Raw genomic sequence first — 14,906 nt, forward strand, 5'->3', positions numbered from 1 at the left:
TCATTAGCTTTGTAGTGCAAAGTGCTTTTTATATGACTGATCATGAACATCTCAAGACATTAACTGATATAAGGAAGATGATGGAGCGCAGTAGTCGTTTCATTTCATTGAGTGGGTTGAGTGGGATATCTGCGGGTATTAGTGCGTTAATTGGGGCGTTTATAGCGAACAAATGGTTTACGGAGTATTATCAGCGTTGGGAGATGCGCCAGGGAGGTGCATTGACGGATTATGGCGATGTGGGTACCCGGAACTACGGGTATAGTACGCTGGAGTATATAGATCTGCGTAACAATCTGATTTTGTTGGGATTGGGAGTGATGGCAGCTGCATTATTTTTTGGTTTTTTGTTTACCTGGCGTAAAGCGAAAAGGGATAATATACCTGTATGGGATAGAAGTGCGAGGAGATTGGCGATGAATGCATTTATTCCGTTGGCAACAGGAGGAATTTTTATTCTGGGGCTGATGTATAATCATGCGGAGAAGCTTACGGCGGCATCTTGTCTGATATTTTACGGGCTTGCGTTGATCAATGCCAGTAAGTATACGGTATCGGATGTACGTTATTTAGGGTTTACAGAAACGGCATTAGGATTATTGAATCTTTTCTTTTTGAACAAAGGGCTTTATTTTTGGGCCATCGGCTTTGGTTTTTGTCACATTCTTTATGGATCATTGATGTGGTGGAAATATGAACGAAAAGCGAGCCTTCAAACATGAGCATGAATCCGATCGGAAACTTAAATAAGATTTTTGAAAGTCGTATACGCCTGGGAGTGATGAGTATTCTGATGGTCAATGATGAAGTGAATTTCAATGACCTGAAACAGATGTTGGAAGTAACGGATGGGAATCTGGCTTCTCACCTCAATACCCTGGAAGAGAACGGCTATATCAAAGTGCATAAGGGATTTATTGGTCGTAAAACCAATACCACCTATGCTATTACTGCTGCGGGGGAGAAGGCCTTTAAAGGGCATCTTGCCGCCCTCGAAAATATGATCAAGTTTACCCGTTAATTTTTTTTGTCTTTATACTTTGAAATGCAAAGTGCTTTTAAAAATAAAAAACTCATGGAAAATACCTATTCTGCACCCAGTTTTTACGCCAGAAATGCTACTGCCATTAAGGGCGCATTTGTTGTCTTTCTGATACTCATGTTGATGATTCCTACGGTCATGTTGAGGAATCTGGTGAGGGAAAGAAGGTATACGCGGAATAATGCCGCAGAAAAGATAGCCGCCAGTTGGGGGGGAGAGCAGCATATCTCCGGTCCTTTCATTGGTATTCCGATAGATACCAAAAACGGGGAGACCTGGATATGGCTGATGCCACGTCATTTGAAGGTAAATGGAGACCTCGTACCGAGTAATCTGCAGCGAGGAATTTATAATGTAAATGTATATCAAACAAAACTGCACCTGAGCGGGGATTTCTCATTGGAAGATCTGCACTCCCTTGATCTCTCTTCTTCCGCCATTCATCTGGAGCGAGCTTTATTGGTAGTAAATATCAATGATCTCAATGGGATCACCAGCCAGGCGCAGGTATTGTGGAACGGAAAATCGTTGTTGTTTAACCCAGGTGTGCCAGGAGCCGGTAATTCGTCGGATAGAAATTCGTCGGGCATTCAGGTTCCGGTTTCTCTCAGCCAGGATGCTGCCGGCTCCGCCACCAATTCATTTGTCATGGATCTTGATATCAGAGGCGCTTCGCATATCAGCTTCTCTCCTGTTGGGAAATCGACAGAAGTATCCCTTAGTTCCAGCTGGAATAGTCCCAGCTTTGATGACGGTATTTCGCCATACGAGAGAAAAGTGACGAATGCAGGGTTTACTGCCACCTGGAAAGTACAGGATTTCAACAGGAGCTTTCCGCAATCCTGGATAGGCGATAAATACAACCCTGACAGCAATTCCTTTGGGGTGGCGTTGATTACGCCGGTAGACACTTATCAACAGAGTGATCGTGCGGTGAATTATTCTTTCCTGATTATCGGACTTACTTTCTGTATATACTTTTTTGTAGAGATAGCGCAGCGACGCAGCATTCACCCCATCCAGTACGGATTGATCGGTATTGCACTTTGCATCTTCTATGTGTTGCTGCTGTCTATCTCTGAACAAGCGAGTTTCCTGGTAGCCTATATTATAGCGAGTGTGATGACGATAGGATTAATTGGCTGCTATACTTCTGCGGTGCTTAACAGGAAAACGGCATTGGGTATTACGGCTGTGCTTACCCTCTTTTACGGTTTCATATATGTGGTGATCAGTGCGGAAGATTATGCACTGCTGATGGGTAGCTTTGGACTGTTTTTCACGGTGGCTGGTATTATGTACTACAGCAGGAAAATCAACTGGAACAGAACGCCTGCTGTTACCGCCCCCGCTGTGGAAAGCTAGCCGGGATTTTTCTGACAGCTCTGCTATAAGTGGAGCTGTCAGAAATGCTTAAATTTGACCGACTATCCATCATCTTTTACCTGAAGTCTAATGGCCAGAAATTATTTACAAAAAAGAGTTGCCAGTTTCGGTTATGCATTGGCCGGAATTTTTGCTTTTGTAAAATCGGAACCACATGCACGCATACACGCGGTAGCTACCGTGCTGGTGGTGGGCGCTGGCTGTTGGTGGCAGGTGACTAAAAGCGACTGGCTGTGGTTACTATGGGCTATGGCTTTGGTATGGATTACGGAGATGCTGAATACGGTGATCGAAAAAACAATGGATCATATCTCACCGGAAATTCATCCTCGTGTTGGATTTATTAAGGATTTAGCTGCCGGCGCAGTATTAGTGGCTGCTTTGGCCGCAGCGATTACCGGGGGCTGTATTTTTTGGCCCTATATTTTCCATTAATCTATTATCTCTGTTCCATTTACTTTAAAAAACAGCAGCATTATGAAGCGGGTAAATGCCATTTTCAGGAAATTAGTATGGATGATTGAAAACCCAGGATTATTACCGGTATTATGTGTATCGGTGTTGTTTAGCCTGGCGATGATTCTGTTTCGTGTATACCATACCGGTAGTATGCTGCGATTGTCGCTTGTGTGGAATCTGTTCCTGGCGCTTGTACCGTTTGCTATTACCATTTGGATGGAGCGACATCCGGTGGAGATGCGGCATCGGTTAAAATGGTACAGTTGTTTTGTGGTCTGGTTGCTGTTTATCCCTAATGCCCCTTATATCCTGACGGATCTTTTCCATCTGTATGATGGCGGTATTTCTGTTTGGTTTGAATTGATATTGATACTCTCTTTTGGCTGGAATGGTTTAATCATGGGATATCTGTCCATTCGTAGTATGGAACGGATGTGGAAACAACGGTATTCCCGCTGGCCAGCCTGGTTATTTACTTTCCCGGTCATGTTTTTATGCGGCATGGGCGTATATATTGGCAGGTATCTCCGTTGGAATAGTTGGGATGTACTGCAAGATCCGATTCCATTGGCGAAGGATCTGCTGGTACTGGTATTACATCCCTGGGAGAACCGCAGCGCCTGGGCTTTTACGCTGCTAATGGGAATATTTCTGAGTCTCGGTTATATGACAACAAGAAATCCAAACGTCCTGTCTGGAAGAAGATACCGGTTATAGGAAAACCTATACCGGCTTATGTTGCTGCGATTTTCTTGAAGTACTGGAATTAAATCGACATGGCACGGCCATGGTACTGGGTTTATCTCTATTTTATTTTCTAATTCTTCGCTTATTTTTCGTGCTTTTTGGCTTTGCGCTTGATTTTATTCACTTCCCCCTGTAAATCGGATAAAGCCTTCATTACTTCTTCCATTGTAAGCTTGGAATCGTTGCTGGTAGCGGTTTTATGAGCTGGGCTTGCGTTTGCGCTTTCAGTTGGGCTTGCAGGATTATAGGGGATGTTATATTTTTCTGCGAACTCTTTTTCTCTGAATATAGGTTCCTGCCCCCACATAAACCAATAAGGGTGCACCCCAATTTCTTCTACTAACTTTTTGAAAACAGGATAAGAAATCCCGTTCTTTCCGTTCTCAATGTCAGACAGCGCGGCCTGTGACACAGATATTAGCTGCGCAAATTCCTGTTGATTTTTCTTTATCAGTTTACGGAGGTGGAGTATTCGTTGTCCTTCGGTCATGGATGAAATATTATATAAGTAAAGTTATAAAAAAGTTTTTGACTTTATAGGAAAAGTTATATTTTTGATATAATCAGATCAGGGATTAAGGAATAAAAATAGGTATTATTACTATATCCCTGCGTCATCCATTAGATTGTTTACCATGAAGTTTGATACCCAGAACAGGCTCTGTATAGAAGGGCATGAGTTTATACGCACCAGTCATTCGCCAGAAGGGCTGGTTCCCAAAGGAACCTATGATTCGCTGAAGCAGAGAAACAGAATAGAAGTACTGGACCGTGGCGGTAATGGACGCTCTGTATTAATCGTCTATGAAACGCTGCCGGATAATTACAAACAGCTTATCCTGGAAAAATATGGGAATCCCTATATCTATGTTGCCAAACAACCCCTTTTACAATTTATAAGAAAAGATATAAAAGCCGAGCGATTCTTCCTGGATTATCGCTATGATGAACATAAGTGTCTGCCAACGACCCACGTCTCCCAATATACACAAGCCGCTTCCTGGTTGAATATGCTGCTGGAAATGCGGAATAATAAGCGCCAGGTGAAAAAGCAACTGGGACTCACTATGGAAGAGTTTTGGAAAGTAGTACTGGAGATGGTGGTGGTTCAGAACATCGAATTGCCACATAGCTACAGGCGATTGACAGAGAAACTCCAAGCCTACCAGCAGGAAGGTTATGCAGCGCTTATCGACTGGCGTTTTGGGAACCAGAATAGTACTAAAGTGAAAGATAAACTGGCAGAAGCAGTATTATTTGAATTGATTTCACATCCGAATCAGCATGATGACAGCGTTATTGCTACTGCCTATAATCAATGGGCGCAGCAGCGCTCCTATCCTACTATCGGTGCGGGAACGGTGGGTAATTACAGGCGTAATAACGCGTATCAACTACAGTTGTTCAGAGAAGGGAATGCGGCCTGGTATAATCAGTACGGCCGTCAGACGAAACGTAATCGTCCGTCGGCGCCGTTGTTGCTGGTCGGCTCAGATGATAATGATATTGATCTCTATTTCCGGGATGAACAGTCGAATGCACAAGGTAGGCTGCAAGTGCAATACTATCACCGGTTTAAGGCTGTTATCATCAGCGATGCGTTCAACGATTATCCATTGGGGTATTGTTATGCTGATGGCATCAGTACTGAATTGGTGAAAATGGCTTATCTGGATGCCATGCATCACATATACACGCTTACTGGCGCCTGGTATCTGCCGCATCAGTTGCAGACAGACAGATGGAATCTGAAAGCCTTATTACCGTTTTATCAAAGTGTTGATGCGGAATATTTTCCGGCCAGCGCGAAATCGCCCAGAGGAAAGTACATAGAACGATCTTTTGGAAAGCAGTGGCACCAGCATTTGCGTCGGTTTCAAAATTATGCCGGCAATAATATTACTTCTGATTTCAGGTTGAATCCGGATCATATGGCCAATGCCAAAACGCAATTTCCTCATAAGGAGGAAGGAATTACTATCCTGGAGGCGTTTATAGACGGTTTAAGGCAGGAAAAGGACCCTGAAACGGGTATGAGCAGGCAGGAAGTATGGATGGCTGCATTTCAGGCCAGCGATATGTCTAAAGCGCGCTGTATATCTGAGGAACAAATGCTCCGCTTATTTGGCGTCAGACATGAATATACCAATACCATCACCAATGGCGGGATACGGTTGACGATTCAGGGAAAGCCTTATGAATACCAGATTCCGGACGAATTGTATCTGCAACATGTAGGAAAGAAGATACAGGTCATCTATGATCCGCTTGATTTCTCCCGCATATTGGTAACGGATGAGCATCAGTTGCGTTTTATCGCTTCCTCCTATGAAAAACTACCCGCAGCAAGAGCAGATTATCAAACCGGCGATCAGGAAAGGCTGTTTCGTTTGTTGCAGCAAAAGAAAGCCATGGTACAGCAGATTATGGATAAGAAGAAAGACAGAGCTGCGATACTGGCGGAACACCAGACAGATGCCATGGGTTTATTACAGGCCCGTGTGATGATTAAAGAAACGAAGCAGGCAGCAGAAAGTATTGCCTTACATACCCCTGTTTTACCCCCGGAGAATTTTGATCCGCTTGATTTAATGTAGTCTCACTAAATAATCAATATAAATATGAAACCTAAAAAGATTGCACCACAGCCGTGGGCGATGGCAGAAACTATTGTCTTTAATACGCTGGTGGCTTATTTCCGGGATGCTCAATATTACGGAAATGTGTTTGCTGTAACTGGTAATGCTGGTTGCGGGAAAACGTTTGCCGCCAAATGGTTTGCCGGCGAGAATAAATCTGTTTATCACCTGGAGTGTGCAGAATACTGGAATCGGAAAACTTTCCTGGAAAAGTTGTTGCTGGCTATCGGAGAGCAGCAGCCTGGCGGCAATGTGGCGGAAATGATGGATGCCACTGTAGATGCATTGTTTCAACGGGAGACGCCGTTACTCATTATAGATGAAGCTGATAAGTTGAGCGATCAGGTATTGTACTTCTTTATATCCTTTTATAATCTGTTGAAGGGGCATTGTGGGATCATTTTAATGGCTACTCCGCATCTGGCGCAGCGTATAGAAAGAGGGCGGCGGCTGAAACGGAAGGGATATGCTGAAATATTCTCCAGGATAGGCCGGCGTTTCATTCCGCTCAGCGCTGTGAGTAAAAAAGAACTGGCGGCTATTTGTAATGCCAACAGTATATCCGACGAGGAAACTATCACTACAGTTTATCATGAATGCGAAGGCGATCTGCGAAGAGTGGAGCGGGAAATTCACAAGAGAAGAAGGAAAAATTTACAACAGCAAAATAATTAATCATGCGTAAAAAAATCATTTTTCCCTGTAGCCGATATCCTCGTCTTTCTGAAGAATTAATGACGCGAATTTGTAGCGCACTTCAGTTGCGTATTGAAGTGTTAATTTCGGGCAGGAATTCTAAAGAGGTTGCCTGTGCCAGACAGGTCATTTGTCATCTGTTTTGTTCTTTTTCCGATCTTTCTTTTGGCCAGATTGGAACCCTTATTGGACGCAGCAGACCGGCTGTTTATTATAATAATTCGGAAGCCATCAAACACCTGCAAACAAAGGATCAGCTATTTGTAAATTATTGGCTGAAATCTATTCGCATTATCTTGAAAAGTATGGACGAATTACCACTGGAAATGTTCGAAAAGAAGCAGTATATTCGTTGTAAATAAAGTGAAACATGAAATGCTTATAAATTGTAGCTGTTAATCCGTCAAAACTATATTTCTGACTACTAACTGTTAAACCCTTTTCCTTAACCAATAACCGGAAACCCTATTAACTCCTGAAGGACATTCAGTAGCTATACCTGGCGAGTTACAACAGCGGGAATGGTAGGTGCTGGTCAATAACATGTAAAAATGAAGAACGTGAATTATCAAAATGAAGGTCTGTTATTGTACATTCCAACACTTAGTCCGGAAAGCATGCATACCGGTCTGATGCAAGGCATCATTCAAACGGTGAAATACAGTCTTACCCATCCTGAAGACGTTCCAGATCAGGTGAAGCAGGCGAATATTTTTCTGTTGGACTTATTATCCAGTATGCTTCCGGAAGAGCAGCAAATTGAACAGCTTTACAAGTGCTGAGATTACCTCCGTCAACATCTTGATGCTCCCCTTACGGGGAGCATTTTTTATTTTTGCTATGTGAAAGGAGTACAAACATTATTCTCGCAATTATTAACCGGGGAGGCTGAAGATACAGCCCGTCGTACCCCTGGGAGAAACCGTGAACTGATTGCCCGCAGGGATGAACGATTGGTATATCGTCATTATTATTATCTGCGTATCAGTAAAAAAAGATATGATGAAATTATTCAACTGCTCTCAGAAGAATTTGATTTATCTGGTTACACGATCATAGAAAGATTACAGCTGGAAAATAATTTCCAGCTGCTCAAACAAATTACTGCACAACAACCAGGTCTGAACGAACTCCGCAAACGTTATCCCTGGATGGTTTGGAAATAATCTCTACATTTTGTTCACTACCGGTACGGGAGAAGGTACATTAATACTGGTTTTTTTAGTTACGGTATCCCGGATAGTGAATTCGTATCTCACGACAGTTACACTATACTTGTTATTCCGTCCTTCTGTATTATTGCTTCTCCTGTGTAATCCGGAGGATGCTCCCACGCTGCTTCCCTGCAAACTTTGATGAACCTGTTGCTGAAGTTCATAATACTGCGCCACTGTGCCTACTTCCGGGTCAATACCAATGCGTACCTGGAGGAATCCATGTCCGATTTGAATATTGTTTGATAAATCTTCCCAGGTGAACTCTTTTAAATCCACGAGTACACAGGGCAACGTTATTTTTGGCCCCGTTGCCGGATCAAATTGCTCCAGTTGTCCGAAATCCTGTAAAACCGTGATCTGTGAAGGAATACCTTGTTTTATCTGATTGATCACATTACCGATAAAATCTCCAAATACACTGCTCATATTTTTTACTGTTAGGTTTTAAAAATGATGTCTCTGCAAAATTGATGTATCGGGAGGTTTAATAAAATTCCTTCTGTTATGATACCTCACTAAATAAAGTATGATACTTTTTTAATTACAGTATGACGAAAACCCCATTTGGCAAGGCATTCAGAAGCATGCATCTTTGTGATGTATTAACGGTAAAACATTGTACACATACGAAAGTGAAACAGATCAGTTGTACATACAAACCGTGAGCCCGTCCGGATTCTTCCCCGTCCTGTAAGACGGGGAGCCGGAACCGGGAATCGTTAACCCAGAATCAGTGCAGATGAAAAAATTTATCGATGAAGCCAAAGAAAGGATGGCCTCCCCTACCCCGGGATTTTTCAAGAAAATAAAAATTGCCGGCAAGGTACTGATGGCCGGATCTGGCGCTATACTCGCTCCAGCGGTAGCGGATGTGCATATGCCGGGCGTATTGATGGAAATTGCTAAAGGTCTTTTCATAGCCGGATCTGTGATGGTAGCAGTAGCTGCGGTTGCCGTGGAAGGCGAATAATAAATCCTATCCTGTGAAAAACGCAGCATTGTTTGTTAGCTCCATTTTAATTGTACTGTTATTATTCAGATCCTGTAAGCAACAAGCGCGGATTGCGCTGCTGGAAATGAATCTTACAGATACCCCCATAGTGAAACATTACCAGGATAAATCAGGATTACAACATACGGTGGCTCCTGTGATGCCAGTTGTAAAGGGTTATGCAGCAGTTAAACAAGTGATTAGTAAAACAGCGGTATCAGAAAAACAGGTACAGTATATCACTGCTGCAAGTGTAATTACAAGAGATACTGTCTATATCAGTAAGGCTGTAAAAACCAATGATACGCTCCAGTTTGACTATGATGATAAATGGATCAGTATTCATGGAAAATGGAACGACTCACTGATTCTTTCCTACGCTATGCGCGACAGTATTTGGTTTGTTAACTACTGGAAGAAGAAAGGACTCTTTCGCAGAGAGGAATTTATGGATGGTTTCAGTGCTAATCCCCATACCAGTATCAGCGGTCTTACTGCTATCAGTACCGGATCGCATCAACGAAAGCCTATGCGTATTTCTATCGGGCCATCTCTTGGCTATCACTATGCTGGTGGCAAGTTTTCATGGAGCGTAGGCGTAGGTATACAATACAATATTATAAGATTTTAATATGACACTCTCAGAAAAAGTATTAGCTGTTGCGCTTAGTCAGGAAGGTGTTGCAGAGCATCCTAAAGGCAGTAACAGTGGGCCGGAAGTGAATCAATACCTGAAAAGCGTTGGGCTTGGGCCCGGAGCTCCCTGGTGTATGGCTTTTGTGTACTGGTGTATGGAACAAGCCTGTAGTGCTATCGGCGTGAAGAATGGGCTTTTGAAAACCGGTGGCGTATTGCTGCAATGGCGTACTACTGGGCTGAAGAAAGTTACCAGTTATGGCGCAGTGAAGCCAGGGGCCATTTTCATCATGGATTATGGTAACGGTTTCGGACATACGGGATTTGTGATCAAGGTAGAGAAAGACCTCATTCACACCGTAGAAGGAAATACCAACAGCGACGGTAGCAGAGAAGGATATGAAGTGGCTGTTAGGCGCAGAAAGTTGGCCACCATAAAAGGTTTTATCCTTCCTGATTAAGATAGTTTTCAGATCAATTATTATATATCCATTTTACAAATAATGAGAAATGGCAAGACCTAAAGTAAATATCTCAACAACCAATGGAAATCTGGGTGGCTTAGCTCCCAGTGTAGACGGCGTGGCCGGTCTTATTGTGGCTGTGGCGCAAGCGCCTGCAGCTGGTTACAATACTCCTGTACTTATCAGAAGTAAAAAGCAAGCCGCAGACGCGTTGTCGCAGCCCGCGAACGTACAGGCATTACAGGCCATCCAGGCTGGTTTCTTTGCGGAAGCTCCGGAAGGTTCTAAACTCTACTGTTTGTTTGTTCCACAGACAATGAAGCTGGAAGAAATGGCTGCTCCTGCAACTGCTGAGAAGCTGCTGAATTTCGCAGGTGGTACTATCAGTCTGCTGGCTGTGGCAAAATTCACGCCTACTGGCTATACGCCAGTTGTAACAGATGGAGTGGATCAGGATGTGGTAAAGGCGGCCGCTGCTTTGCAAACGCTTGCACAGAGCTGGTTTGACCTCCGTAAACCTTTCCGCGCTTTCGTGCAGGGATATGGCTTTACCAAAGCGGCAGACCTGAAAGATTATTCTGCTGAGAAAAAAGACAATGTAGGTATCGTTCTGGGTACTGTAGATGACAACAGTGTAACGGCGGTATTGCTGGCATTGGGTCGCGCTGCGAAAGTACCTGTGATGCGCAACATTGGCAGGGTGAAATCTGGTAGTCTCGCGATTGCAGATGCTGCGGTGGTAAAAATAGGTAGCAGCAATGCAGATGCTATGGAGAATGCAGAGCTGGAAACCATTTGGGAAAAACGTTACATCACTTTCGAAAGAAATGAAGCGGCGCCAGGTTATCTGTTCAATGACGATAACATGCTGGGTACTCCAACAAGTGATTTCTCCAGCTTGCGCAACGGTAGAACGATCGATAAAGCAGTACGTATTGCTTATGAAGTTTACTACAACGAATTAAAAGACGATGTAGACGTAGACAAGGATGGTCGTTTGAGCGTGGCTGCTGAAGCTGCCCTGGAACTGGCGATTGAAGAGGCTATTAGCCGCAGAATGAATGGTGAAATCAGTCGCAATACAGATGGCTCTGCCGCTGTGGAAGCAATGGTGAACCCTGATCCGGAACAGTTTGCGGGACTTTACAGCGCTGCGGGCGTTGACAGTCCAAACCTGAACATCCTGTCATCCAATCACGTATACATCTTCGTTCGTATCAGACCTAAAGGTTGTGTGAAATACATTGATGTATATCTCGGATATACCACTGTTTAATTCTCCTTCTATCACAAAAAAAAATTAATAAGCATATGCCAATATTTAATTCAAGAGAGTTTGAATGGGCAGACGTAAAAGTGGTGTTGTTCGGTCGTGAGATCACCGGATTACGCGGACTCACGTACAAAAAATCTATTGAGAAAGAGCTGATCTATGGTGCTGGAAGCAATCCCAGAGCTGTTCAACGCGGCAACAAGAAATGTGAAGGAACGCTCACGATTCTCAAAAGTGAATTTGACGAACTCAATACAGCTGCTTTAGCGGCGGGCTATGATGACATCGTAGACATTCCCGGCCACCTGATCAGCATCGTTTGCACCTTTTCCAACAATGATAAAATTCAGGTGAATAAGCTCACTCACGTTGAGTTTACTGACTATGAAGACGGTATGAAACAAGGCGATAAGTTCAAAGAAATTGCATTGCCATTCATCTGTCTGAATATCAACAAAGCCTAGTAAGGTATTGAACTCTTTAAAAAATAAACTATGTCAAAACAACTGATCGGACAGGCTACAGCTGAACAAATTGAAGCCTGGAAAAATGAACACGGGAAAGTTTATTCCTACAAAGTGGAAGGTAAGGTGTGCTATATGCGTACTGTGACCCGCGATATCTACAGCCTTGCCGCTACCAAAGTATCCTCTAGTCCTGCAAAGTTCAATGAAACCATTATCAATGGTATCTGGCTGGGTGGCGATGAAAGTATCCGTAAGGAAGATCGCTATTACTTTGGTCTGAGCGACTTTGTTGAAGAGTTGATGAATAAAAAGAAGGGTGAACTGGGGGAGTGCTAGCAAAGGCTAACGGAGACTTTAACAGCAACTTTGTTCTCTACATAGACCTCCAGCTGCGGTATTTTCTGGGCATAGACCCTTCGTCATTAGATGATGAGATGTGGGCGCAACACTGGGCTATGCTCGAGAATATACGTCAAAATGAAGCAAAACAAAGAGTCTTCTGATGATTGAAAGTCAGAAGACTCTTTCAAAAAAAATGATATGAGTGACATTTCGGTTGAATTTCAACAACTCACCAGACTTGCAGTTGTCATTTCGCCAACCATTTCTACCCTGTCTCAACTGGGTAATCAGGGTGGTGGCGGAAGAGCCGTCGAAGGACTCATGAGCGTAGCCAGGAGTGCAACGATGGTTTCAACGGCTTTAAAGTCGTTACACGATAATGCCGGGAAAAACCCTTGTCCTTGTCCTCCTCCCTGTCCTTGCGACTGTAAAGATGGTGATCCATCGAAGAAAGCAGCGCCGGCGGCGCCGGAGCAGAATGAGTTCATAACCAAAATGACCGGTATTCTCGGGCAGCTGGCGAATAAAGTATGGGAGCTGACTAAAACCAAGCAACAGCAGGAAATCACGATGAAGATGGCCTTTGGTAAAGCTGAAGGCAGCGGAATGCTGGAGGAACTCGAAAAGATGCAGACGCTTACTCCACTTAAAGTGGATGCGTTGATGCCTGGAGCAGTTGCACTGAAGAACTTTGGTATGGCTACAAAGGACATCATTCCGATGATGTATATGCTGGGAGACGTTAGTGGAGGTAATGCAGAGAAGTTCAAAACGCTCACAGATACATTTGTCAAAATACAGGAAAGTGGAAAACTCACTGCTGAAACGTTTGGTACGCTGAAAGCCGCTGGCTTAGATCCGATAGATCTCATCTCGCAGAAGTCAGGTATATCTGTGACCACCCTGAAGAAGCGTATGGATGAAGGGCGTATTACAGTGGATATGGTAAGAGACGCATTTCAGCTTGCTACTTCGGAATGCGGGAATTTTAACGGGGTTTTGGATGACCAGGCCAATACCATTAATGGAAGATGGAGCATTGTTACTTCTAAAGTAGAAAATACATTAACCACACTTGCCGGTATTATTGGTCCTGTTGCTGGCGTATTCCTTGATTTTGTGGATGCTATTGTAACAATGGAACCTGAGGCATGGGCATTTGCATCCGGTCTCACAGGAATCATCATTGGCATGAATGCGGCTGCCATAGGAGGTGCAGGTGTTGCTTTCGTAATGAATAATGTTCGAACTGCTATAGACTTCACCAAGAATGCATTTAATGCACTGGGGGTAGCGTTTAAGGCGAATCCTTATGCTATGGGACTGATGATACTGATGGCTATTGCAGGAATACTTACTTATTGCTATAAGAAATTTGAAGGGTTCAGAGCTCTCGTGGACGGACTCTCAGCAGGTATAGTGGCATTCGGACGATTGTTAAAAGATTTCGTTATTGACTATATCGTCACCATCATAGATCTGTTCAAGGGTGTTGGTAAGGTGCTTGGGCACATCTTTAAAGGAGAGTTCACGGAGGCAATTACTGCGGCCAAAGAAACCAAAGATCAGTTTGGTAATAACCTGAAGAAAGGAATATCAAATATCACCCAGAATGGAATGAAGGTGGTGGATGCCTACCAGGAAGCTAACAAGGCTAGCAGAGAGCAATTCAAGAAAGAACAAGAACTCGCCAAAAAACAAAAAGATGGGCAACGTAACGGTGGTACAGTAGTAACGCCTGATTATGGCACCTTGAAAAATGATCTGCCGGCAGAACCAAAGAATAGAGCAGAGAACATCAATAACAACGGTCCAAGAAGCATCGTCATCAATATCGGTAAACAGATCGAAAAGCTGGAAGTACATGCGCTCAGCGCCAAAGAAGGTGTGGAAGAAATGGGGAACCTGGTAAGGGAAGAAATGCGTAGAGTATTACTGAGTCTGAATGCAATGCCTGTCAATTAAAATGTAAACGATGGCCTATTTTGATTTAAAAAAGATATACAAGGACGTATTCGGTACTGATCCTCCAACGAAATACAGTATTGCAGTAGCCAGACCAGAAGAGCGTTTCAGCAGATTAGGACAACCGTACAATCAACAGGATATCTACGGAAGAGAATTCTTTCTGCCGATTACCTTAAACGGATATCTGCTGCCATTCGCCACCATGGAGATTACCTGTAAGAAAACGATTGTTCACACAACACTTCCGGAACAGCTGGGAACAGTAAAAGAGATAGTGGGCAGAGATGATTTTCAGATTACCATCAAAGGCATCGCCGTCAACGATAACAATATATTTCCCGAAACGGAAATTGCCGAACTCGAAAAACTGTTTGACCCAGAAGCCAGGTTGATCATACGTAGTGTGATTTCAGATATTTTTCTAAAAGGTGATCATACAGTGGTACTGACAGATTTTAAACTGCTCAAACCCAGCAGCGGCGCGCAAAACGCAAGACCGTATGAAATGACACTGGAAAGCGATGACGTTTACACTTTAGAGTTGTCTTAATATGTTCAGGTTAACAAGCGAGATAAATA

Annotated in this window: 20 protein-coding genes; 18 read left to right on the forward strand and 2 right to left on the reverse strand. The window is 43.6% G+C overall.

Features of this window, described 5'->3' with window-relative positions; translation table 11 throughout:
• Positions 1-14: 14 nt before the first annotated feature.
• The 5 genes from CLV59_RS24175 to CLV59_RS24195 all read left to right on the forward strand — a co-directional run bounded on the left by CLV59_RS24175 (position 15) and on the right by CLV59_RS24195 (position 3,604).
• Positions 15-722, forward strand: coding sequence for a hypothetical protein (locus tag CLV59_RS24175; RefSeq protein ID WP_245950947.1), 708 nt, complete (start codon positions 15-17; stop codon positions 720-722).
• Positions 723-724: 2 nt separating this feature from the next.
• Complete coding sequence (locus CLV59_RS24180; protein WP_111594867.1) at positions 725-1,021, forward strand: winged helix-turn-helix domain-containing protein; 297 nt, start codon at positions 725-727, stop codon at positions 1,019-1,021.
• A 54-nt stretch (positions 1,022-1,075) separates the two neighbouring features.
• Positions 1,076-2,407 (forward strand): cell envelope integrity protein CreD, encoded by a 1,332-nt coding sequence (gene creD / locus CLV59_RS24185; protein WP_170137914.1) that lies wholly within the window; start codon positions 1,076-1,078, stop codon positions 2,405-2,407.
• Positions 2,408-2,497: 90 nt separating this feature from the next.
• Positions 2,498-2,863, forward strand: a complete 366-nt coding sequence (locus tag CLV59_RS24190) for a diacylglycerol kinase (RefSeq protein ID WP_111594675.1) — start codon at positions 2,498-2,500, stop codon at positions 2,861-2,863.
• A 42-nt stretch (positions 2,864-2,905) separates the two neighbouring features.
• A complete protein-coding gene (locus CLV59_RS24195) occupies positions 2,906-3,604 on the forward strand; it encodes a DUF1361 domain-containing protein (protein ID WP_111594676.1) in 699 nt (232 codons plus the stop codon).
• 112 nt (positions 3,605-3,716) lie between these two features.
• On the opposite strand, the gene CLV59_RS24200 is transcribed toward CLV59_RS24195, so the two are convergent.
• Complete coding sequence (locus CLV59_RS24200) at positions 3,717-4,124, reverse strand: helix-turn-helix domain-containing protein (RefSeq protein WP_111594677.1); 408 nt, start codon at positions 4,122-4,124, stop codon at positions 3,717-3,719.
• 145 nt (positions 4,125-4,269) lie between these two features.
• Here CLV59_RS24200 and CLV59_RS24205 point away from each other — a divergent pair, with 145 nt between their 5' ends.
• From CLV59_RS24205 to CLV59_RS24225, 5 genes are all read left to right on the forward strand, one after another.
• Positions 4,270-6,231, forward strand: coding sequence for a Mu transposase C-terminal domain-containing protein (locus CLV59_RS24205; protein ID WP_111594678.1), 1,962 nt, complete (start codon positions 4,270-4,272; stop codon positions 6,229-6,231).
• A 24-nt stretch (positions 6,232-6,255) separates the two neighbouring features.
• Positions 6,256-6,948, forward strand: coding sequence for an ATP-binding protein (locus CLV59_RS24210; protein ID WP_111594679.1), 693 nt, complete (start codon positions 6,256-6,258; stop codon positions 6,946-6,948).
• A 2-nt stretch (positions 6,949-6,950) separates the two neighbouring features.
• The gene (locus CLV59_RS24215; protein WP_111594680.1) at positions 6,951-7,331 is read left to right on the forward strand and encodes a hypothetical protein; all 381 of its coding nucleotides are present in this window, start codon (positions 6,951-6,953) and stop codon (positions 7,329-7,331) included.
• A 189-nt stretch (positions 7,332-7,520) separates the two neighbouring features.
• On the forward strand, positions 7,521-7,751 hold the full coding sequence (locus tag CLV59_RS24220; RefSeq protein WP_111594681.1) for a hypothetical protein: 231 nt from the start codon (positions 7,521-7,523) through the stop codon (positions 7,749-7,751).
• Between the two features lie 60 nt (positions 7,752-7,811).
• Positions 7,812-8,135 (forward strand): hypothetical protein, encoded by a 324-nt coding sequence (locus CLV59_RS24225; protein ID WP_111594682.1) that lies wholly within the window; start codon positions 7,812-7,814, stop codon positions 8,133-8,135.
• A 3-nt stretch (positions 8,136-8,138) separates the two neighbouring features.
• Here CLV59_RS24225 and CLV59_RS24230 read toward each other — a convergent pair whose 3' ends face one another.
• Positions 8,139-8,612, reverse strand: coding sequence for a hypothetical protein (locus CLV59_RS24230; protein ID WP_111594683.1), 474 nt, complete (start codon positions 8,610-8,612; stop codon positions 8,139-8,141).
• 313 nt (positions 8,613-8,925) lie between these two features.
• On the opposite strand from CLV59_RS24230, the gene CLV59_RS24235 reads away from it, so the two are divergent.
• The 8 genes from CLV59_RS24235 (at position 8,926) to CLV59_RS24270 (ending at position 14,877) form a co-directional block, all read left to right on the forward strand.
• Positions 8,926-9,156 carry a hypothetical protein gene (locus CLV59_RS24235; RefSeq protein ID WP_111594684.1) on the forward strand — a complete coding sequence of 77 codons (231 nt, stop codon included), beginning with the start codon at positions 8,926-8,928 and terminating at the stop codon, positions 9,154-9,156.
• A gap of 13 nt (positions 9,157-9,169) precedes the next feature.
• Entirely contained in the window at positions 9,170-9,808 is a 639-nt protein-coding gene (locus CLV59_RS24240; protein WP_146616296.1) for a hypothetical protein, read from the forward strand.
• A 1-nt stretch (position 9,809) separates the two neighbouring features.
• Complete coding sequence (locus CLV59_RS24245; protein ID WP_111594686.1) at positions 9,810-10,274, forward strand: CHAP domain-containing protein; 465 nt, start codon at positions 9,810-9,812, stop codon at positions 10,272-10,274.
• Positions 10,275-10,323: 49 nt separating this feature from the next.
• On the forward strand, positions 10,324-11,553 hold the full coding sequence (locus CLV59_RS24250) for a DUF2586 family protein (RefSeq protein ID WP_111594687.1): 1,230 nt from the start codon (positions 10,324-10,326) through the stop codon (positions 11,551-11,553).
• A gap of 35 nt (positions 11,554-11,588) precedes the next feature.
• Positions 11,589-12,014: a hypothetical protein gene (locus CLV59_RS24255; protein ID WP_111594688.1), complete on the forward strand. Its 426-nt coding sequence runs from the start codon at positions 11,589-11,591 to the stop codon at positions 12,012-12,014.
• A 30-nt stretch (positions 12,015-12,044) separates the two neighbouring features.
• Positions 12,045-12,353, forward strand: a complete 309-nt coding sequence (locus CLV59_RS24260) for a hypothetical protein (RefSeq protein ID WP_111594689.1) — start codon at positions 12,045-12,047, stop codon at positions 12,351-12,353.
• A 204-nt stretch (positions 12,354-12,557) separates the two neighbouring features.
• The gene (locus CLV59_RS24265; protein ID WP_111594690.1) at positions 12,558-14,324 is read left to right on the forward strand and encodes a tape measure protein; all 1,767 of its coding nucleotides are present in this window, start codon (positions 12,558-12,560) and stop codon (positions 14,322-14,324) included.
• Positions 14,325-14,334: 10 nt separating this feature from the next.
• The gene (locus CLV59_RS24270) at positions 14,335-14,877 is read left to right on the forward strand and encodes a DUF6046 domain-containing protein (protein ID WP_111594691.1); all 543 of its coding nucleotides are present in this window, start codon (positions 14,335-14,337) and stop codon (positions 14,875-14,877) included.
• The last annotated feature ends 29 nt before the right edge of the window (positions 14,878-14,906 follow it).

The sequence above is a fragment of the Chitinophaga dinghuensis genome (genome assembly GCF_003259435.1).
In the GTDB taxonomy this organism is placed as follows: domain Bacteria; phylum Bacteroidota; class Bacteroidia; order Chitinophagales; family Chitinophagaceae; genus Chitinophaga; species Chitinophaga dinghuensis.